Raw genomic sequence first — 20,894 nt, 5'->3', positions numbered from 1 at the left:
CCCGCCGTTCCACCCGATTCGCCCGCCCCGTCACCCATGAGCGTTATCGCCATTCCCGACATCGAAGCGCCGCTGCGCAAGGCCGAGTTCCGTGCCGTCAAGGCCGAACTGATCGCGCGCTTTCGCGCCGCGACCCATGTCGAAGCCCTGATGCGCGCGCTGTCGCGCGCCACCGACGACGCCCTGCGCCAGATCTGGACCGAATGCGGCCTGCCCGGCTCGCTGGCGCTGGTGGCGGTCGGCGGCTTCGGGCGCGGAGAACTGTCCCCGCATTCGGACGTCGATATCCTGGTGCTGTTGCCCGACACGCATGCCGGCGAGTTCGACACGCGTATCGAGCGCTTCATCGGCATGGCCTGGGATCTCGGGCTGGAAATCGGCAGCAGCGTGCGGACCGTGGGCGAATGCATCGACGAAGCGGCGCAGGACGTGACGGTGCAAACCTCCCTGCTGGAAGCGCGCCGCATCACGGGCAGCATGACGCTGTTCAAGCGCGCCGTGACACGCTATCGCGAGGCGCTCGACCCCCTCGCGTTCTTCCAGGCCAAGGTGCTGGAGATGCGTCAACGTCACGCGAAATTCCAGGACACGCCGTACAGCCTCGAGCCGAACCTCAAGGAAAGCCCGGGCGGCCTGCGCGACCTGCAGACGATCCTCTGGATCGCGCGGGCGGCTGGCTTCGGCAATAGCTGGCGCGAACTCGACGCGCGCGGCCTGATCAGCGCGCGCGAGGCTCGCGAGCTGCGCCGCAACGAGGGTTTCCTGAAGGCGCTGCGCGCGCGGCTGCACGTGATCACGGGCCGCCGCCAGGACATCCTCGTGTTCGACCTGCAGACGCAGGCAGCCGAGAGCTTCGGCTATGTGCCGACCGCCGCCAAGCGCGCCAGCGAGCAACTGATGCGCCGCTATTACTGGGCGGCCAAGGCCGTCACGCAGTTGGCGACCATCCTGATCCAGAACATCGAGGCGCAACTGTTCCCGGCCACCAGCGGCATCACGCGCGAGCTGTCGCCGGGCCGTTTCGTCGAAAAGCAGGGCATGCTCGAAATCGTCTCCGACGACGTGTTCGAGCAGCACCCCGACGCCGTGCTCGAGGCGTTCCTGCTGTACGAAACCACGCGCGGCGTGAAGGGCCTGTCGGCGCGCACGCTGCGCGCGCTCTACAACTCGCGCGACGTGATGAACGGCGCGTGGCGGCGCGACCCGCGCAACCGCGCCACGTTCATGAAGATCCTGCAGCAGAACGAGGGCATCACGCACGCGTTCCGCCTGCTGAATCAGACCAGCGTGCTGGGCCGTTATCTGCTGAACTTCCGCCGCATCGTCGGGCAGATGCAGCACGACCTGTATCACGTCTACACGGTCGACCAGCACATCCTGATGGTGCTGCGCAACATCCGCCGCTTCGCGGTGGCCGAACATGCGCACGAATATCCGTTCTGCAGCCAGCTGATCGCGAATTTCGAGCGGCCTTGGGTGCTGTACGTGGCGGCGTTGTTCCACGACATCGCCAAGGGCCGCGGCGGCGACCATTCGAAGCTCGGGATGGACGACGCGCGGCGCTTCTGCCGCGAGCACGGCATCACCGGCGACGATGCCGCGCTGGTGGTCTGGCTCGTCGAGCAGCATCTGACGATGAGCCAGGTCGCGCAGAAGCAGGACACGAGCGACCCGGAAGTCGTCAAGCGCTTCGCCGCCGTGGTGGGCAACGAGCGCTGGCTGACGGCGCTCTACCTGCTGACGGTGGCCGACATCCGCGGCACCAGCCCGAAGGTGTGGAACACCTGGAAGGGCAAGCTGCTCGAGGATCTGTACCGGGTCACCAGCGCCGTGCTCGGCGGCGCGCGGCCCGACGCGCACTCGGAGCTGCAAACGCGCCGCGACGAGGCGCTGGCCCTGCTGCGTCTCGAAACGGTGCCGGCCGACGTGCACAAGCCGCTTTGGGATCAGCTCGATGTCGGCTATTTCCTGCGTCACGACGCGGCCGACATCGCCTGGCAAACGCGTGTGCTGTACCGGCACGTGCATGCCGAAACGGCCATCGTGCGCGCCCGGCCGTCGCCGGTCGGCGACGCACTGCAGGTGCTCGTCTACGTGAAGGACCGCTCGGACCTGTTCGCCGGGATCTGCGCCTACTTCGACCGTAACGGGCTGTCGGTGCTCGATGCCCGCATCAGCACCACCAAGCACGGCTACGCGCTCGACAATTTCATCGTCACGCAAACCGAGCACGACGTGCAGTATCGCGACATCGCGAATCTCGTCGAGCAGCAGCTCGCCGATCGCCTGTCGAGTTCGACACTGCTGCCGGAGCCGTCGAAGGGCCGCCTCTCGCGGCTCTCCCGCAGCTTCCCGATCACGCCCCGCGTCGACCTGCGCGCGGACGAGCGTGGTCAGTACTACATCCTGTCCGTGTCGGCCAACGACCGGCCGGGCCTTCTCTATTCGATCGCGCGCGTGCTGGCCGAGCATCGGGTCGGCGTCCATGCGGCGCGGATCAATACGCTCGGCGAGCGCGTCGAGGACGTGTTCCTGCTCGATGGCGCCGGCCTGTCCGACAACCGCCTGCAGATCCAGGTCGAAACCGAATTGCTGCGCGCGATCGCAGCCTGACTGAATACCAGCGTTTATGCGCACCAAACTGACCATCAAGAATCCCCGTCCGGCATCGCCGTCCCGCGCCCCGGTCCGCTCAGGCAGCCTCGTCGGCCGCAAGGCCACGCGTCCCGCGCCCGATCCGGCCGGCGCCAAACCCAAATCGGCCGGCAAGGCCGGCCCGCGCCCGGCAGGCGGCAAACCGGCCGGCCCACGCGGTCCGCGGCCGGAAGGCCGTCCGGCGCGTGACGGCGAGCGCCCGCGTTTCGGGGATCGGCCGCCGCGTGAAGGCGGAGCACGGTTCTCTCGGGATGGAGATCGCCCGCAACGCAGCGGCGAAGGCCGTCCGGCGCGCGATGGTGAACGCCCGCGTTTCGGCGATCGGCCGCCGCGCGAAGGCGGGGCGCGTTTCTCGCGAGATGGCGATCGCCCGCAACGCAGCGGCGAAGGCCGTCCGGCACGTGATGGTGAACGCCCGCGTTTTGGGGATCGTCCGCCGCGTGAAGGTGGTGCTCGTTTCTCCCGCGACGGCGACCGTCCGCAACGCAGCAGCGAAGGCCGTCCGGCGCGCGATGGCGAACGCCCGCGTTTTGGGGATCGTCCGCCGCGTGAAGGTGGCGCTCGTTTCTCCCGCGACGGCGACCGTCCGCAACGCAGTAGCGAAGGCCGCCCGGCGCGTGACGGTGAACGCCCGAGTTTTGGCGATCGCCCCCCGCGTGAAGGCGGCGCTCGTTTCTCCCGCGACGGCGATCGCCCGCAACGCAGCAGCGAAGGCCGTCCGGCGCGTGATGGCGAACGACCGAGTTTTGGCAATCGTCCGCCGCGCGAAGGCGGGGCTCGCTTCTCTCGCGACGGCGATCGCCCGCAACGCAGTAGCGAAGGCCGTCCGGCGCGTGACGGTGAACGTCCGAGTTTTGGCGATCGGCCGCCGCGTGAAGGTGGCGCTCGTTTCTCGCGCGACGGCGACCGTCCGCAACGCAGCAGCGAAGGCCGTCCGGCGCGCGATGGTGAACGCCCGAGTTTTGGCGATCGCCCCCCGCGTGAAGGCGGCGCTCGTTTCTCCCGCGACGGCGACCGTCCGCAACGCAGTAGCGAAGGCCGCCCGGCCCGCGATGGCGAACGCCCACGCTTCGGCGATCGCCCCCCGCGTGAAGGCGGCGCTCGTTTCTCCCGCGACGGCGATCGCCCGCAACGCAGCAGCGATGGCGAACGCCCACGCTTCGGCGACCGTCCCCCGCGCGAAGGCGCTCCCCGCTTCTCCCGCGACGGCGACCGCCCGCAACGCAGTAACGAAAACCGCCCGGCTCGCGACGGCGAACGCCCGCGCTTCGGCGACCGCCCCCCGCGTGAAGGCGGTGCTCGCTTCTCCCGCGACGGCGATCGTCCGCAACGCAGCAGCGAAAACCGCCCCGCCCGCGACAGCGCCGAACGCGCCGCCCCCTCGCGCCTCAAGACCGCGCAACCCGTCAAGGCACGCGCCGAATCATTCGAGTCGGAAGACGAAACGGGCATGATGCGTCTCTCGAAGCGCATGTCGGAGCTCGGCCTTTGCTCGCGCCGCGAAGCGGATGAATGGATCGAAAAGGGCTGGGTGCTCGTCGACGGCGAACGCATCGACACGCTCGGCACCAAGGTCCGCCCGGACCAGAAGATCGAAATCGACGATCGCGCGCAGGCCGCGCAAGCCGCGCAGGTCACGATCCTGCTGCACAAGCCGGTCGGCTATGTGTCGGGTCAGGCCGAGGACGGTTACGAGCCGGCCGTCACGCTGATCACGCGCGAAAACCACTGGAGCGGCGACCGCTCGCCGCTGCGCTTCTCTCCGATGCAACTGCGCGCGCTCGCGCCGGCGGGCCGTCTCGACATCGATTCGACCGGCATGCTGGTGCTCACGCAAAACGGCGTGGTCGCCAAGCAACTGATCGGCGAGAATTCGGACGTCGACAAGGAATATCTGGTGCGCGTGCGCTTCGGCGAGCAACTGATCGATATCGATCAGCATTTCCCGGCCGAATTGCTGGCGCAACTGCGTCACGGCCTCGAACTCGACGGCGTTGCGCTGAAGCCCGCGATGGTGAGCTGGCAGAACGGCGAGCAGTTGCGTTTCGTGTTGCGCGAAGGCAAGAAGCGCCAGATTCGCCGCATGTGCGAGCTGGTGGGGCTGGAGGTGATCGGCCTGAAGCGCGTGCGGATGGGCCGCGTGATGCTGGGCGCGCTGCCGCAAGGCGAGTGGCGCTACCTGTCACCCGACGAGACGTTCTGACGATGCGTTGACATCGCGATATCGCGCGATGCGAAACGCAAACGGCGCCGGCGAACCCCAAGGTCCCCGGCGCCGTTTTTTCATTCGGGCGCGGCTCGCACGCTAGACGCTCAATCGTCGGCGTTCGGGTCCAGGCCCGGAAACAGCACTTCCGTGAAGCCGAACTTCGAGAAATCGGTGATCCGCATCGGATAGAGCTTGCCGATCAAGTGATCGTATTCATGCTGCACGACGCGCGCATGAAAACCCTCGGCCACGCGATCGATCCGCTTGCCGTACTGGTCGAAGCCGCCGTAACGCACCTTCGCATAACGGCTCACCACGCCGCGCATGCCGGGTACCGACAGACAGCCTTCCCAGCCCTCCTCCATGTCCGGCGGCAGATACTCGACGCTCGGATTGATCAGCACCGTCTCCGGCACCGGCGGTGCGTCGGGATAGCGCGCATTGTTGCCGAAGCCGAAGATGATCACCTGCAGATCGACGCCGATCTGCGGCGCGGCCAGCCCGGCGCCGTTGGCGTGATGCATGGTCTCGAACATGTCGGCGACGAGTTCGTGCAGCGCCGGCGTGTCGAATGCATCGACCGGCTTCGCGACTTCGAGCAGGCGCGGATCGCCCATCTTCAGGATTGCGCGAATCATGATGGTGTCTCCCCCTTGAGCAGTTGATGCATCCCGTCCTCGTCGAGCACGGGGATGCCGAGTTCCTCGGCCTTGGCGAGCTTGCTGCCCGCTTCGGCGCCAGCAACGACGTAATCCGTCTTCTTCGATACCGAGCCGGTCACCTTCGCGCCAGCCGCTTCAAGCATGGCCTTCGCGTCGTCGCGCGCGAGCGTGGGCAGCGTGCCGGTCAACACGACCGTCTTGCCGGCCAGCACGCCTTGCGGCTCGCGGGGCGCGGGCGGCCCCTCCGGCCATTCGACCTTCTCGCGCAACTGCGCGATCACGGTGAGGTTGTGCTCCTCGGCGAAGAACTGGTGCAGCGATTCGGCCACCACCGGCCCGACGTCGTTGACTTCGAGCAGTTGCTCGGGCGTGGCGTCGATGATCGGCTGCAGCGAACCGAAATGCTTGGCCAGATCCTTGGCGGTGGATTCGCCCACATGGCGAATGCCGAGCGCGTAGATGAAGCGGCCGAGCGTGGTGTGGCGCGCCTTTTCGAGCGATTCGAGCAGGTTCTGCGCGGATTTATCGGCGAAGCGATCGAGCGCGGCCAGCGTCCCGAAGCCGAGATGGAACAGGTCGGCCGGCGTGCGCACCAGGTTCTGCTCGACGAGCTGATCGATGATCTTTTCGCCGAGGCCGTCGATATCGAGCGCGCGGCGCTGCGCGAAGTGCCACAGCGCCTGCTTGCGCTGGGCCGGACAGAACAGGCCGCCCGTGCAGCGGGCGATCGCCTCGTCAGGCAGGCGTTCGATCTTCGAGCCGCACACCGGGCATTCGGTCGGCATCACGAATTCGGCCGCGTCGGCCGGGCGGCGATCCATCAGCGCCGACACCACTTCCGGGATCACGTCGCCGGCGCGCCGCACGATCACGGTGTCGCCGATGCGGATGTCCTTGCGGCGGACTTCGTCCTCGTTGTGCAGCGTCGCGTTGGTGACGGTCGCGCCGCCGACGAACACCGGCTCGAGCCGTGCGACCGGCGTGATGGCGCCGGTGCGGCCGACCTGCACGTCGATCGCGACCAGCCTGGTCAGCGCTTCCTGGGCCGGAAACTTGTGCGCCAGCGCGAAGCGCGGCGCGCGCGACACGAAACCGAGCCGCTCCTGCTCGTCGCGCCGGTTGACCTTGTAGACCACCCCGTCGATGTCGTACGGCAATGATTCGCGCCGCTCGCCGACCTTGCGGAAGAAATCGAGCAGGCCGTCGGCGCCCTGCACCACGGCGCGCTCGCGATTGACCGGCAGTCCGAACGATTCGTACCAGTCGAGCAGGCCGCTGTGCGTGTCGGGCATCGGCGCGCCGTCGAGCACGCCGATGCCGTAGGCGAAGAACGACAGCGGCCGCTGCGCCGTGATCTTCGAATCGAGCTGGCGCAGGCTGCCGGCCGCCGCGTTGCGCGGGTTCGCGAACTCGCGCTGCTCGGCCTCGCGCTGCCGTTCGTTCAGGCGTGCGAAATCGCGCTTGTACATCAGCACTTCGCCGCGCACGTCGAGCACGGCGGGCGGGTTGGCCCCCTTCAGCGTGATCGGAATCGATTTGATGGTGCGGACGTTTTCGGTCACGTCCTCGCCCGTCGCACCGTCGCCGCGCGTGGCGGCCTGGACGAACTTGCCGTGCTCGTAGCGCAACGAGATCGCCAGCCCGTCGAACTTCAGTTCGCAGGCGTATTCGACGGGATCGGTGGCGGTGCCGGCCAGGTCGGCCGGGGCCTTGTCGAGCATGTCGGACACGCGCTTGTCGAACGCGGCGATGTCCTCGTCGGCGAAGCCGTTGTTCAGCGACAGCATCGGCACGTCGTGCACGACCGGCGTGAAGCCCGTGGACGCCTCACCGCCGACGCGCTGCGTCGGCGAATCGGGCGTGATCAGGTCGGGTTGATCGGCCTCGATCTGCTGCAGCTCGCGAAACAGCCGATCGTATTCGGCGTCGGGCAGATCGGGCTGGTCGAGCACGTAATACGCGTGATTCGCGCGCTCGAGTTCGTTGCGCAACCAGGCCGCCCGTTCGGACGGCTGGCTGGCTGGCGGTTCTACTGGGGATCGGGCCATGCTGGCGGCACTTGCTCTCGTGACAATCGAGTCAGGATTATCTCAGGCGGCGTGCGCTTGCGCACCGTCTGTCTCGCACCTGCCGGCCCTGCCCCGATTACTGGCTGAACAGGCGCCGCGTGACGGGCGAACCGGCCGGAATGCCGGCCTGCTCCAGCCGCCCGTACAGCTTCATCAATTGCTGCTCGATCGCCACCAGCGTGGCCTCGGGCAACGGCCGGCGCGAATCGTCGACCACCCGTGCACCGATCCGGTCCGACAGCGATTTGGCGTAATCGCACATCAGCTTGAACGGCAGGATGTCCTCGTCGGCCACCGGCACGTCGAGCACCAGCGTGATCATGTTGCTGCCCTTGTAGGTCAGGTCGTCGCGCAGGAAGTTGGTGTCGCCGAACTGCAGCATGAACACCGGGTTCTGCCGGGCATCGAGCTTGACGAAGCGCGTGCCGTCGCGCGACAGCAGCAGGCCGTCCTGCGAGGCCACGGCCTGCACGTAGTTGGCCGACCACGGTGCGCCGTCCGACATCACGTTGATCGACAGTTGCGCGTCGCACTGCGCCGCGAAGCCGTCCAGCTCGCGCGCCATCTGCACGGTTTCGAGCATGTCGGGGAATTCGGCGCCGCCGTCGATCGCATCGGCGAACTGGCCGACGCCCGACACGAACTCGGAGAATTCGAGCTCGTTGAGCGGGCCATTGCGGTTCGCAAGCTGAACCGCCGCGCGCAACTCCTCGTAGCGCACGCCGCCTTGCAACAATTCCCAATGATCGGTGCCTTCGGGCTTGCCTTCGATGTGGACCGGCTTGCTGCCCGCGCGCCGCAACCGTTGCGCGGCCGGCATCAGGCGCTCGCCCGGCATCGGCCCGGCCAGCCGGATCGGCACGATGCAATCGATGCGCCGATCGACGATGGCCGGCGGCGCAGAGGAAATCGTGGTGGCGGCGGGCAACACCGGCTCGTCATCGGCCTCGAAAACCGGCTCGACGGGGACATCGGCCGTGCCCGCTTCGCCCGAATACGGCGCGTGCTTATCGCCGGCATCGCCGGCATGAGGCTCGGCCGGTGTGTCGGACCTGTCCGATCCACCGGCTGCTGCGGTCAGTGTCTCGTCGGCTTGCAGATCCGCCGGCACGTCGGCCGGCAAAGCGGCTTCGGGCGCGTTGCCGAACGTGGGTTCGACGCGCGCGGCGCGATCGCCGGCCGGGGCCGGGGCCGCAGAAGCGGGTGCGGCGGGTGCGGCCGGGGCAGCCGCATCGCGGCGCGCCGACGGCTGGCGAACCGGTTCGATGAACGGCGCGTCGTCGTCGCGCTCCTGGCGCGCCAGCGTATCGGCCGTCTCGGACGGCATCGGCCGCGGCATCTTGCGGCGCACCTTCGCGCCCTGCAAGGCGTTATAGATCGCTACGCCGCCGACCACCACCACGCCTGCGCCTACCAACCCGAGTGTCAACTCGTCCATGCATGCTCCATCAGGAATTCTTTTTCCGGCGCGCCACGGCGAGGCGGCGCGCGCGATCAGCCAATATTCTGGGCAAAACCGGTCGCGGTTTCCATGTCGACCGCCACGATCCGCGATACGCCCTGCTCCTGCATCGTCACGCCGATCAACTGCTGCGCCATTTCCATCGCGATCTTGTTGTGCGAGATGAACAGGAACTGCGTCTTGTCGGACATCGCGCGCACCAGGTTCGCGAAACGCTCGGTATTCGCGTCGTCGAGCGGTGCATCGACTTCGTCGAGCAGACAGAACGGCGCCGGATTGAGCTGGAACATCGCGAACACGAGCGCCGTGGCCGTGAGCGCCTTTTCGCCGCCCGACAGCAGGTGAATCGTCGCGTTCTTCTTGCCCGGCGGCTGCGCCATCACCTGCACGCCAGCGTCGAGGATTTCGTCGCCGGTCATGGTCAGCTTCGCCTGGCCGCCGCCGAACAGCTTCGGGAACAGGTCGCTGAAGTGGTGATTGACCTCGTCGAACGTGCCTTGCAGCAAGGTGCGCGTTTCCTGGTCGATCTTGTGGATCGCGTCCTCGAGCGTGGTGATCGCCAGCAGCAGGTCGGCCGATTGCGCGTCGAGGAACACCTTGCGCTCGCTCGCGGCCGCCAGCTCCTCGAGCGCCGCCATGTTGACGGGACCGAGCGCCGTGATCGCGTTGTTGATGCGCGTAACCTCGCCCTGCAGGTAGGACGGCTTCAGATCGGGCGTCAGCTTCGGCAGCAGCGCGGCTTCGTCCACGCCGGCTTCGGCCAGTTGCTCGTCGAACTGCTCGGACGACAGGCGCGCGGCCTGCTCCTTCAGTTGCAGCTCGGTGATGCGGTCGCGCAGCGGTTGCAGCGAGCGCTCGGCGGCCAGGCGCTGCTCGTCGGAGGCACGCAGCTTGGCGGTCAGGTCGTCGAGCTCGATGCGTGCGGCCGACAGCGTCTGCTCCCTGGCCGAACGGATTTCGAGCGCATCCTGCAGGCCCGTGTGGGCGGTCTGCTCGTTGATGGTTTCGAGTTCGGCGCGGGCGTCTTCCAGCGAACCGGCCACCCGTTCGATCTGATCGTGCGCGACCTGGATGGTGCGCTTCAGCTCGTCGATGCGGTTCGCCGAGTTGCGCGCGGCGAAGCGCGCATCGTTGGCCGCGCGTTCGAGATCGCGCGCGCGCTGGCGGGCATCGGACAGCGACGCGTCGAGCGCCTCGAACGCGAGCTGGTTGTCCTCGAACTTCGCCTGCAATTCGGCCAGTTCGCCGTCGTAGCGTTCGAAGTTCGCCTCGGATTCGGCACGCAGCGCGCGTTGTTCCTCGATCTGCGCGCCGATTTCCTCGAGTTCCTCGCGGATCTGCGTGCTGCGCTGCATGTAGCGCTCGTGCGCCTGGGCCAGCTTCAGCACGTCCATCTGCAACGCATGAACGCGCTGGGTGGCGCGTTCGGCCTGCCCGCGCACGTCGCCGAGCGCCTGCGCGGCCTGCGTATGGGCCGCATCGGCGCGCACCGCGGCCGTCTTCGCCTCGTCGGCGAGCAGCGCCTGCGCGCGCACCTGGCGGCCGAGATTCTCGATTTCCTGCTGGCGCGCCAGCATCCCGGCCTGCTCGGAATCGGCGGCGTAAAGCTGCACGCCGGCGCGCGTCACGATATGGCCGGCCTTGACCACGTACGCACCGCCTGCCGGCAACTGGGCACGGGTGGCGAGCGCCTGGGCGATATCGTCGGCGACATACACCGAACCGAGCCAGTCGTTGAGCACGGCACGCAGGCCCGCATCGTCGATGCGCAGCAGCGACAGCACCGGACGCATGCCGGCTGGCGCCGCGAGCGGCTCGCCGGCGGCCGGCGGCGAAAAGAACGCGAGCTTGGCCGGCGGCGCGTCGGTCGCGAATGCCTTGACCCAATCGAGATTCGAGATTTCGAGCGCGGCGAGGCGCTCGCGCAGCACCGCTTCGAGCGCGGTTTCCCAGCCCGCTTCGACGTGCAGCTTTTTCCAGAGACGCGGCAGCGTGCCAAGCTCGTGCTTGTCGAGCCAGGGCTGGATCTTGCCTTCGGTCTGGACGTTTTCCTGAAGCTGCTTGAGTGCGGCCAGGCGCGCTTCGAGCTGGTGGATCTGCGCGCTTTCGGCTTGCACGCGCTCCTGCGCGGCGCGGCGCTCGGCATCGAGGCGCGGCAGTGTTTCCTGCGCGTCGCTCAGGCGCGCCTGCGCCTCGTGCAGCACTTCCTCCTGCTCGGCGAGCTGCATGCGCGACTCTTCGAGCTGCGCCTCGTCGGGCGCGTCGAGGCCGCCCGCTTCGGATTTCAGGCGCTCGTGGCGCTGCTGCAACTGCATCAACTGCTGATCGGCGTTGCGCTGGTGCGCGGCCTCCAGCTTGAGCGCCTGCTCGGTTTGCGAGATGCGGCCACGCTCGTCGTTGAGCTGTGCCTGCGCATCGCGCCAGCGCGCTTCGAGCGCGGGCAGCGCGTCGTGCTTGGCGGCCGCGTCGTCCTCGGCCATCGCGGCCTTCTCGTCGGCGATCGCGCGCGCTTCCTCGGCTTCCTCCAGGTCGTCCTGGGCCTTCTGCGTCTGCGCCTGCCATTGCTCGCGCTGCGCCGTCAGCGCGGCGATCTGCGCCTGCACGCGGTTGCGTGATTCGACGATGAACTTGATCTCGGCTTCGAGCCGGCTGACTTCGGCGTTGGCTTCGTAGAGCGCGCCCTGCGCGCCCTGCATCGCGTCGCTGGCCGAATAGTTGGCGACGCGCAGCGTTTCGAGCTGCGCCTCGACTTCGCGCAGCTTGGCCGTTTGCGCTTCGAGGTCGATCTGCGCCTGTTCGATCGCACGCTGCTGCTTCTGCTGCTCGCCCTGAGCCTCGCTCTTGCGCAGCAGCCACAGCAAACGCTGCTTTTCCTCGCCGTCGGCCAGCAAATCCTTGTAGCGCGTGGCGACCACGGCCTGCGCCTCGAGCTTTTCGAGGTTCGCACCGAGTTCGCGGACGATATCCTCGACGCGCGTCAGGTTCTCGCGCGTGTCGTGCAGGCGGTTCTCGGTTTCGCGGCGGCGCTCCTTGTACTTCGACACGCCGGCGGCTTCTTCCAGGAACACGCGCAGCTCTTCGGGCTTGGCCTCGATGATCCGCGCGATCATGCCCTGCCCGATGATCGCGTAGGCGCGAGGCCCGAGGCCGGTGCCGAGGAAGATGTCCTGGATGTCGCGGCGGCGCGCCGGCAGGTTGTTGATGTAGTAGCTGGAGGTGCCGTCGCGCGTGAGCACGCGCTTGACAGCGATCTCGCCGTACTGGCCCCACTGGCCGGCCGCGCGGCCGTCGGAATTATCGAAGATCAGCTCGACACTGGCCCGGCTGCCGGGCTTGCGCGTGGTGGAGCCGTTGAAGATCACGTCCTGCATCGATTCGCCGCGCAGCTCGGAGGCGCGCGATTCGCCGAGCACCCAGCGCACGGCGTCGATGATGTTGGATTTGCCGCAACCGTTCGGGCCGACCACGCCGACGAGCTGGCCCGGAACCTGGAAATGCGTGGGATCGACGAAGGATTTGAAGCCTGCGAGTTTGATCGAGCTCAGTCGCACGTCGGTATCGGTATGGAATAGGGATTGAAACGGACGGCAACCGGCGGCGCACTGCGGGCGCCGCCCGTCCCGAAATTCGGACAACGGGGGCGAACCGTCGTGCGGCCGCCCCCGTGAAGCGGAACAATCATACCATCGCGCGCGCGTCGTCCCGGGGATCGGCGTCCGGGGCCGAGGCCTTGTGCACACGGCTCGACAGCAGCGAGGCGACGATGATGCAGGCGCCCCCCGCCCACTCGCGCGCCCCCGGCAATTCGCCGGCGAACACCCAGGCCGACAGCGCGGTCACGATGATTTCGAACAGCATGATGACCGAGGCGCGGTTGGCCGGCACGCGCGACAGCCCGTATTGCACCAGCAGGTTGTTGAGCGCCATCGTCACGCCGATCGCGGCCGCGATCAGCAGCGCGAGCCCGAGCGCGTGCGGCGCGGGCACCACGGGCACGCCCTCGACGAAGCTGGCCGCGATGCCGAACGCCGCGCCGCCCGCGAACAGCGTGGCGGTGCGCATTTCGGGCTTGAGGTCGGGCAAATCGCGCGAGAGCCGCACCACCAGCACGTTGCTCATCGCAAACGCGAGGCCGGCGGCCAGCCCGGCCCATTCGGCCGGCGTCGACGGCAACGGCAAGCCCAGACGCGGCGACCACAGCATCAGCATCGCGCCGGCGATCGACAGCGCCGCCACGCCGGCGCCGGCCCAACCGAGCCGGTCGCGCAGCAGGAAATGGGCGTAGATCGCGGTCCAGGCCGGGGTCAGATAGAACAGCAGCATCACGCGCAGCACTTCGCCGTGAATCGTGCCCCACACAAACCCGAGATTGGTCACGCCAGCCGCCACGCCGAGCGCCGGCAGCGCCCAATGCCAGCGCAGCGTGCGCAACGAACGGCGGCGCCAGATCACCACGAAACCGCACGCGCACAGGCTCGTCAGGGCGCTGGCCGCGGTGCCGGTCAGGCCAAGCCCGGCCACGATCCGCAGCGGATACCAGATCAGCCCCCAGACCGAAGCCCCCACCAGAATCGCCAGCGTCGGCAGCGCCGTACGTCGATTGCCCATCATGTCCGCATTCTCGATAGTTCCTGTCGATGGATGACGGCCTGCATGCCGTTCATGCCCTGTTTTTGTCTGGTTCCGGAACCGTACGCGCCGCCGGTCGCCCGGCAAGCCGCGCTCCCGCCCTGGGCGGGCGGCACGCTATAATCGGCGGCTCGCGGCGCGCACCGGGTGCGCACCTGCGGCGGCTCTGGCCGCCGCGCCGCAGCAGCCCGCTCCGGTCCCGCCCGACGGACCCAACCGCTCCCGACGCTCCAAGCCCGTGAATCCACGACTCGATACGCTCCAGCCCTACCCGTTCGAAAAGCTCCGCGCGCTGTTCAAGGACGTGACGCCGTCCGCCACGCTCGCCCCGATCAGCTTCGGCATCGGCGAGCCGAAACATCCGACCCCGGCGCTGATCCGCGACGCGGTGGCCAACTCGCTCGACGGGCTGGCCTCGTATCCGGCGACGGCTGGCTCGGACGCGCTGCGCACCGCGATCGCACGCTGGGTCGAGCAGCGCTACGGCCTGGCGGCGATCGACGCGGCCACCGAGGTGCTGCCGGTGTCCGGCTCGCGCGAGGCGCTGTTCTCGCTGGCGCAGGCCGTGATCGACGCCACGCCGCGCGCCGACGGCAGGAATGCGATCGTACTCTGTCCGAATCCTTTCTATCAAATCTACGAAGGCGCGGCGTTGCTGGCCGGCGCCGAGCCCTATTTCGTCAACAGCGACCCGGCCCGCAACTTCGCGCCCGACTATTCACAGGTGCCCGAGGACGTCTGGGCGCGCACCCAGTTGCTGTTCGTCTGCTCGCCGGGCAACCCGACCGGCGCCGTGCTGACGCTCGACGACTGGCGCGAGCTGTTCGCGCTGTCGGACCGCCACGGTTTCGTGATCGCCTCCGACGAGTGCTATTCGGAAATCTACTTCGACGAGGCGAACCCGCCGCTCGGCGGCCTCGACGCGGCACGCCGGCTCGGCCGCGGTTTCGAGCGGCTCGTGATGCTGTCGAGCCTGTCCAAGCGCTCGAACGTGCCGGGCATGCGCTCGGGCTTCGTGGCCGGCGACGCGGCGATCCTCAAGCGCTTCCTGCTGTACCGCACCTATCACGGCGCGGCGCTCTCGCCGGTCTGGCAAAGCGCCAGCATCGTGGCCTGGGGCGACGAGGCCCATGTGCGCGAAAACCGCGCGCTGTACGCGCAGAAGTTCAACACCGTCACGCCGATGCTGGCCGAGGTGCTCGATGTCGCGCTGCCCGACGCCGCGTTCTACTTGTGGGCCAACGTGGCGCGCACCGGCCTGTCCGACACCGAGTTCGCCCGCCGCCTGTACGCCGACTATAATGTGACGGTTCTGCCCGGCTCGTACCTCGCGCGCGACGCGCACGGCACCAATCCGGGCCGCGATTTCGTGCGGATCGCGCTCGTGGCCGGCGTCGCCGAATGCGTCGAGGGCGCGCGGCGCATCGTCAGTTTCTGCCGCGGCCTCGCCGCCTGAGCCCGTCGGGCCTGCTGCCGTTTTCATCCTTCTTCCCACTTCCAGCGAAGCAATCAACATGTCGCAACAACTTCAGCAAATCATCGATACCGCGTGGGAAAACCGCGCCGAACTGTCGCCGAAGGCCGCCCCCGCCGAAGTGCGCGAAGCCGTCGCGCACGCGATCGAGCAGCTCGACAAGGGCGCCCTGCGCGTCGCCGAAAAGCAGAACGGCGACTGGATCGTCCATCAATGGCTGAAGAAGGCCGTGCTGCTGTCGTTCCGTCTGGAAGACAACGCGCCGATGCCGGCCGGCGGCTTCTCGCAGTTCTACGACAAGGTGCCGTCGAAGTTCGCGAACTACACGGCCGAAGATTTCGCCGCCGGCGGCTTCCGCGTCGTGCCGCCGGCCGTCGCGCGCCGCGGCTCGTTCATCGCGAAGAACGTCGTGCTGATGCCGTCGTACACCAACATCGGCGCGTACGTCGACGAAGGCACGATGGTCGACACCTGGGCGACGGTCGGTTCGTGCGCGCAGATCGGCAAGAACGTCCACCTGTCGGGCGGCGTGGGCATCGGCGGCGTGCTGGAGCCGCTGCAGGCCAACCCGGTCATCATCGAAGACAACTGTTTCATCGGCGCGCGCTCGGAAGTGGTCGAAGGCGTGATCGTCGAGGAAAACTCGGTGATCTCGATGGGCGTGTACCTGGGCCAGAGCACCAAGATCTACGATCGCGAAACCGGCGAAATCAGCTACGGCCGCATCCCGGCCGGCTCAGTGGTGGTGGCCGGCAACCTGCCGTCGAAGGACGGCTCGCACAGCCTGTACTGCGCCGTGATCGTCAAGAAGGTCGACGCCAAGACGCGCGCCAAGGTCGGCCTGAACGAACTGCTGCGAGGCGACTGATGCCCACCGTCGTCTATGGCATCCCGAACTGCGACACGGTGAAGAAGGCCCGCGTGTGGCTCGACGAGCACGGTGTGGCGTTCGACTTCCACGATTTCAAGAAGGCCGGCCTCACCGCCGCCATCGTGAAGGGCTGGTTGAAGGACGTGCCGCTGGACACCCTCGTCAACCGCCGCGGCACCACCTGGCGCGGGCTGCCCGACGACGTCAAGGCCTCGGCCGACAGCGAAGCCGGCGCGATCGCGCTGATGCTGGAAAAACCCTCCGTCATCAAGCGCCCGGTGCTGGTCGTCGACGGCCGCGTCAAATCGGTCGGCTTCGTGTCCGACCAGTACGCGGCGCTGTTCGCGGCCTGACCCCGCGCGCGAGCCGCTTCGCGCGAACGGCGCGCCGCCCGGGTTAGCTCCGGGCAAGCGCGCCACCCCGACCTGCCGGCCGTCGCGCCGGCATTTTTCATCGAAAGTGGTCCGAACCATGTCCGCCACCCTTGCCCTTACCGAACAACTGATCGCACGCCCGTCCGTGACGCCCGACGATCAGCACTGCCAGCAGATCATGATCGAGCGCCTCTCGGCGATCGGCTTCGCGTGCGAAACGATCGCCTCGAACGGCGTGACGAACCTGTGGGCCGTCAAGCGCGGCGCCGACGGCCGCGACGGCAAGCTGCTCGCGTTCGCGGGCCACACCGACGTGGTGCCCACCGGCCCGCTCGAACAGTGGACCTCGCCGCCGTTCGTCCCGGCCCACCGCGACGGCAAGCTGTACGGCCGCGGCGCGGCCGACATGAAAACCTCGCTGGCCGGCTTCGTGGTCGCGAGCGAGGAATTCGTAGCCGCCCACCCGGGCCATCGCGGCTCGATCGCGATGCTGATCACGAGCGACGAGGAAGGCCCGGCCACCGACGGCACCGTCAAGGTGTGCGAGGCGCTGAACGCGCGCGGCGAGCGGCTCGACTACTGCATCGTCGGCGAACCGACCTCCTCCGCCACGCTCGGCGACGTGGTCAAGAACGGCCGGCGCGGCTCGATGTCGGGCGAACTCGTGGTCAAGGGCGTGCAAGGCCACATCGCCTACCCGCACCTCGCCAAGAACCCGATCCACCTGCTCGCGCCCGCACTCGCGGAACTGGCCGCCGAGCGCTGGGACGACGGCAACGAATACTTCCCGCCCACCACCTGGCAGGTGTCGAACCTGCACGGCGGCACCGGCGCGACCAACGTGATCCCGGGCCACGTCACGCTGCTGTTCAACTTCCGCTTCTCGACGGCCAGCACGGTCGAGGGCCTGCAGTCGCGCGTGCATGCGATGCTCGACAAGCACGGCTTCGACTACGAGCTGAAGTGGTCGATCAGCGGCCACCCGTTCCTGACGCCGCGCGGCGAGCTGTCGACGGCGCTCGAGAACGCCATTCGCGACGAAACCGGCCTCACCACCGAACTGTCGACCACCGGGGGCACCTCGGACGGCCGCTTCATCGCGCGCATCTGCCCGCAGGTCATCGAATTCGGCCCCCCCAACGGTTCGATCCACAAGATCGACGAGCATATCGAGCTGCGCTTCATCGACCCGCTGAAGAACGTTTACCGCCGTGTGCTCGAACAACTGATCGCCTGACGCAACGGAACCCGCCATGACATCTTCTGCCACGCCCGCCACCACCTTCACGACGATCCGCGATGTGGTGCGCTATGCGGTGACGCGCTTCTCGGCCGAACAGCTGTCGTTCGGCCATGGCTCGGACAATGCCTACGACGAGGCCGTCTACCTGGTGCTGCACGCGCTGCACCTGCCGCTCGACACGCTCGAACCGTTCCTCGACGCGCGCCTGCTGCCCGACGAACTCGATGCGGTGCTGCAACGCGTCGAGCGCCGCGCCACCGAACGGCTGCCGGCCGCCTACCTGACCAACGAAGCGTGGATGCACGGCCACCGCTTCTATGTCGACGAACGCGTGATCGTGCCGCGCTCGTTCATCGGCGAACTGCTCGACGACGGCCTGCAACCGTACGTGGCCGACCCGGAACAGGTGGGCGCGGTGCTCGAACTGTGCACCGGCTCGGGTTGCCTCGCGATCCTGGCCGCCGAAGCGTTTCCGAACGCCGACATCGATGCGGTGGACCTGTCCGAGGAAGCGCTGGAAGTGGCCGAAATCAACGTGACCGAATACGGCCTCGACCACCGTATCGCGCTGCATCACGGCGACCTTTACGCGCCGCTGCCGACCGAACGGCTCGACAACCCGGACCTGCGCTACGACGTGATCCTCAGCAATCCGCCGTATGTGAACGCCGAATCGATGGCCGCGCTGCCCGAGGAATACCGCCACGAGCCCGAAATGGCGCTGGCCGGCGGCGAGGACGGCATGGACATCGTGCGCCGCCTGCTGCGCGAGGCGAAGAAATGGCTCAAGGACGACGGCGTGCTCGTCGTCGAAATCGGCAACGAGCGGCACAACGTCGAAGCCGCGTTCGGCGGGCTCGACCTGATCTGGCTGCCGACCAGCGCCGGTGACGACAGCGTGTTCCTGATCCACGCCGCCGATCTGCCCTATTCGGCCTGAGCGTGCGCTGGATCGGCCGCGCACCTGCCGAAAATCCGCCGTGAATTCGCTGTGAATTCGCTGTGAACCCGGCCGAATCCGCCACCGCACGGGCGGCTCCGGCCGCTGGTTCTGCATCGGGCCGCCCGGTTCGCTAAGATGCCGCAGGCGGGCGGCACGGCGCGCTTCGCCGCCGGGGCCGCCGGCCGCCCGACACCGCAACCGTCACGAACCGCTCGGAACTCACGCAACGATGCATCTCGACTGGCTTCATCTCGGCACTCTCGTCGCACTCGCCCATTTCCTCGGGCTGATCGCGGCCTGCCACGCGATCCTCAATACCCGCACCTCGCAGGGCGCGATCGCCTGGGCGGTGTCGCTGACCGCGATGCCCTACCTCACGCTGATCCCCTACCTGTTTCTCGGCCGCAGCAAGTTCTCCGGCTACGTGGACGCGCGCCGCACCGAAACGGCCGCGCTGCGCACGCACTCGCGCCCGGCCGGTTGGGACACGCATGGCAGCTCGCTCGGCGTGCCCAGCGACATGCTCGGCGCCTCGCCCGTGCGTGCGCTGACGCAACTCGGCGGGATGCCGTTCGTGGGCGGCAATGCCGTCCGGCTGCTGGTCAACGGCGAGGCCACTTTTGCGGCGATCCTGTCGGCGATCGAGGGCGCCCGCCACTACGTGATCGTGCAGTTCTTCATCGTGCGCGACGATGCGCTCGGCGCGATGCTGCGCGATGCGCTGCTGGCCTGCGCCGCGCGCGGCGTGCGCTGCTACCTGCTGTACGACAGCATCGGCAGCTTCGACCTGCCGCACCGCTACGTGAACGCCTTGCGCGCGGGCGGCGTGGAAGTCCACACGTTCGCCACCAACAAGCGCTTCGTGAATCGTTTCCAGCTCAACTTCCGCAACCACCGCAAGATCGTGGTGGTGGACGGCGAACGCGCATTCGTGGGCGGCCACAACGTGGGCGTGGAGTACCTCGGCGGCAACATGAAGCTCTCGCCGTGGCGCGACACGCACATCGAGCTGCGCGGGCCGGTGGTGGCGAACGTGCAGTACGTGTTCGCCGAGGACTGGCACTGGGCCACGCAGTCGCTGCCGGTTGGCGCTCCCGCGCAACCGCCCGTGGGCGACGAGGACATGCATTGCCTGGTCGTGCCGATGGGGCCGGCCGACAAGCAGGAAACCGGTTCGCTGTTCTTCGTCGAGGCGATCCACGCGGCGCACGAGCGCGTGTGGATCACCACGCCCTACCTGGTGCCCGACGAGGCCGTGATCTCCGCCCTGAAGCTGGCCGTGATGCGCGGCGTGGACGTGCGGATTCTGATTCCGAGCCGGCGCGACCACTACGTGGTGTTCGAGGCCTCGAAACTGTATGCGCGCGATCTGGTGGATGCCGGTGTGCGGATCTTCCGCTACCGGCCCGGTTTCCTGCACCAGAAGGTGGTGCTGATCGACGACGCGGCCGCCGCGATCGGCAGCGCGAATCTCGACAACCGCTCGTTCCGGCTGAACTTCGAGATCATGGTGCTGACGGTGGACGCCGGCTTTGCGGCCGACGTGGACGCCATGCTCGAACAGGATTTCGCGCTGGCCGACGAAGTCGACCTCGGCGAACTCGATCGCACCGGCGCCTGGCGGCGCGTGGTGATGCACGTCGCCCGGCTGTTCGCGCCCATCCTCTGAACGCCGACGCCGCCGTTCGGCGGCGATGCGCCGCGCAGTGGCTCAGAGCAGCGCCTCGATGTCGGCCGCCACATCCGCCGGCTTGGTGGTGGGTGCATAGCGCTTGATCACCTTGCCGTCGCGACCGATCAGGAATTTCGTGAAATTCCACTTGATCGCCTTCAGGCCCAGCACGCCCGGTGCCTCCTCGGTCAGCCAGCGAAACAGCGGATGTGCCTGGTCGCCCTTGACATCGACCTTCTCGAACAGCGGAAAGCTCACGCCGAAACGCTGCTCGCAGAACGCGCCGATCTGCGCGGCGTCGCCCGGCTCCTGCTTGCCGAACTGGTTGCACGGAAAACCGAGCACGGCCAGGCCGCGGCTGCCGTAACGCGTATACAGCTCCTGCAAACCGGCGTACTGCGGCGTGAATCCGCATTCGCTCGCGGTATTGACGATCAGCAGCACCTTGTCGCGGTAATCGCCGAGCGACACGTCGCGGCCGTCGAGCGCCTTCGCGGTAAATGAATAAACGGTATCGGTCGGCATCGGATTCTCCCGGGCACAGGTTTGGTGGGTGGGTTCTGGCGTGCTGCAAGCCACCGCGGCAGTCTATGCGAAACCGCCGCCGCGCGTGAGTCGTCCGAACGGACAG

The 20,894-nt window shown here is 67.9% G+C and carries 14 protein-coding genes; 8 read left to right on the top strand and 6 right to left on the bottom strand.

Annotated elements, in window-relative coordinates:
• Positions 1 to 36 precede the first annotated feature (36 nt).
• A complete protein-coding gene (locus AB4851_RS23505) occupies positions 37 to 2,613 on the top strand; it encodes a [protein-PII] uridylyltransferase (RefSeq protein WP_414442191.1) in 2,577 nt (858 codons plus the stop codon).
• A gap of 16 nt (positions 2,614 to 2,629) precedes the next feature.
• Positions 2,630 to 4,858 (top strand): pseudouridine synthase, encoded by a 2,229-nt coding sequence (locus tag AB4851_RS23500; protein WP_414451664.1) that lies wholly within the window; start codon positions 2,630 to 2,632, stop codon positions 4,856 to 4,858.
• A gap of 110 nt (positions 4,859 to 4,968) precedes the next feature.
• Here the strand turns inward: AB4851_RS23500 and def are convergent, their stop codons facing one another.
• From def to AB4851_RS23475, 5 genes are all read right to left on the bottom strand, one after another.
• Positions 4,969 to 5,502 carry a peptide deformylase gene (def, locus tag AB4851_RS23495; protein WP_414442193.1) on the bottom strand — a complete coding sequence of 178 codons (534 nt, stop codon included), beginning with the start codon at positions 5,500 to 5,502 and terminating at the stop codon, positions 4,969 to 4,971.
• Positions 5,499 to 7,574, bottom strand: a complete 2,076-nt coding sequence (ligA, locus tag AB4851_RS23490) for an NAD-dependent DNA ligase LigA (protein WP_414451663.1) — start codon at positions 7,572 to 7,574, stop codon at positions 5,499 to 5,501. The genes def and ligA overlap by 4 nt, the downstream gene beginning before the upstream one ends.
• 97 nt (positions 7,575 to 7,671) lie before the next feature.
• Entirely contained in the window at positions 7,672 to 9,033 is a 1,362-nt protein-coding gene (locus AB4851_RS23485) for a cell division protein ZipA C-terminal FtsZ-binding domain-containing protein (RefSeq protein ID WP_414451662.1), read from the bottom strand.
• A gap of 56 nt (positions 9,034 to 9,089) precedes the next feature.
• Positions 9,090 to 12,608: a chromosome segregation protein SMC gene (gene smc, locus AB4851_RS23480; RefSeq protein WP_414451661.1), complete on the bottom strand. Its 3,519-nt coding sequence runs from the start codon at positions 12,606 to 12,608 to the stop codon at positions 9,090 to 9,092.
• Between the two features lie 127 nt (positions 12,609 to 12,735).
• On the bottom strand, positions 12,736 to 13,668 hold the full coding sequence (locus AB4851_RS23475) for a DMT family transporter (RefSeq protein WP_414451660.1): 933 nt from the start codon (positions 13,666 to 13,668) through the stop codon (positions 12,736 to 12,738).
• Positions 13,669 to 13,924: 256 nt separating this feature from the next.
• On the opposite strand from AB4851_RS23475, the gene dapC reads away from it, so the two are divergent.
• From dapC to cls, 6 genes are all read left to right on the top strand, one after another.
• Positions 13,925 to 15,142, top strand: a complete 1,218-nt coding sequence (dapC, locus tag AB4851_RS23470; protein WP_414451659.1) for a succinyldiaminopimelate transaminase — start codon at positions 13,925 to 13,927, stop codon at positions 15,140 to 15,142.
• A gap of 58 nt (positions 15,143 to 15,200) precedes the next feature.
• Entirely contained in the window at positions 15,201 to 16,028 is an 828-nt protein-coding gene (gene dapD / locus AB4851_RS23465; RefSeq protein WP_206128836.1) for a 2,3,4,5-tetrahydropyridine-2,6-dicarboxylate N-succinyltransferase, read from the top strand.
• A complete protein-coding gene (locus tag AB4851_RS23460; protein WP_414451658.1) occupies positions 16,028 to 16,384 on the top strand; it encodes an arsenate reductase in 357 nt (118 codons plus the stop codon). The genes dapD and AB4851_RS23460 overlap by 1 nt, the downstream gene beginning before the upstream one ends.
• Before the next feature lie 118 nt (positions 16,385 to 16,502).
• Positions 16,503 to 17,642, top strand: a complete 1,140-nt coding sequence (gene dapE / locus AB4851_RS23455; protein WP_414442201.1) for a succinyl-diaminopimelate desuccinylase — start codon at positions 16,503 to 16,505, stop codon at positions 17,640 to 17,642.
• Positions 17,643 to 17,658: 16 nt separating this feature from the next.
• Complete coding sequence (prmB, locus tag AB4851_RS23450) at positions 17,659 to 18,588, top strand: 50S ribosomal protein L3 N(5)-glutamine methyltransferase (protein ID WP_414442202.1); 930 nt, start codon at positions 17,659 to 17,661, stop codon at positions 18,586 to 18,588.
• 232 nt (positions 18,589 to 18,820) lie between these two features.
• The gene (cls, locus tag AB4851_RS23445) at positions 18,821 to 20,260 is read left to right on the top strand and encodes a cardiolipin synthase (protein ID WP_414451657.1); all 1,440 of its coding nucleotides are present in this window, start codon (positions 18,821 to 18,823) and stop codon (positions 20,258 to 20,260) included.
• 42 nt (positions 20,261 to 20,302) lie between these two features.
• Here the strand turns inward: cls and AB4851_RS23440 are convergent, their stop codons facing one another.
• The gene (locus AB4851_RS23440; RefSeq protein WP_414451656.1) at positions 20,303 to 20,788 is read right to left on the bottom strand and encodes a glutathione peroxidase; all 486 of its coding nucleotides are present in this window, start codon (positions 20,786 to 20,788) and stop codon (positions 20,303 to 20,305) included.
• Positions 20,789 to 20,894: the final 106 nt, after the last annotated feature.

The sequence above is a fragment of the Burkholderia sp. 22PA0099 genome (genome assembly GCF_047497165.1).
Classification (GTDB): domain Bacteria; phylum Pseudomonadota; class Gammaproteobacteria; order Burkholderiales; family Burkholderiaceae; genus Burkholderia.
This window is presented reverse-complemented; position numbering and strand designations above follow the sequence as displayed.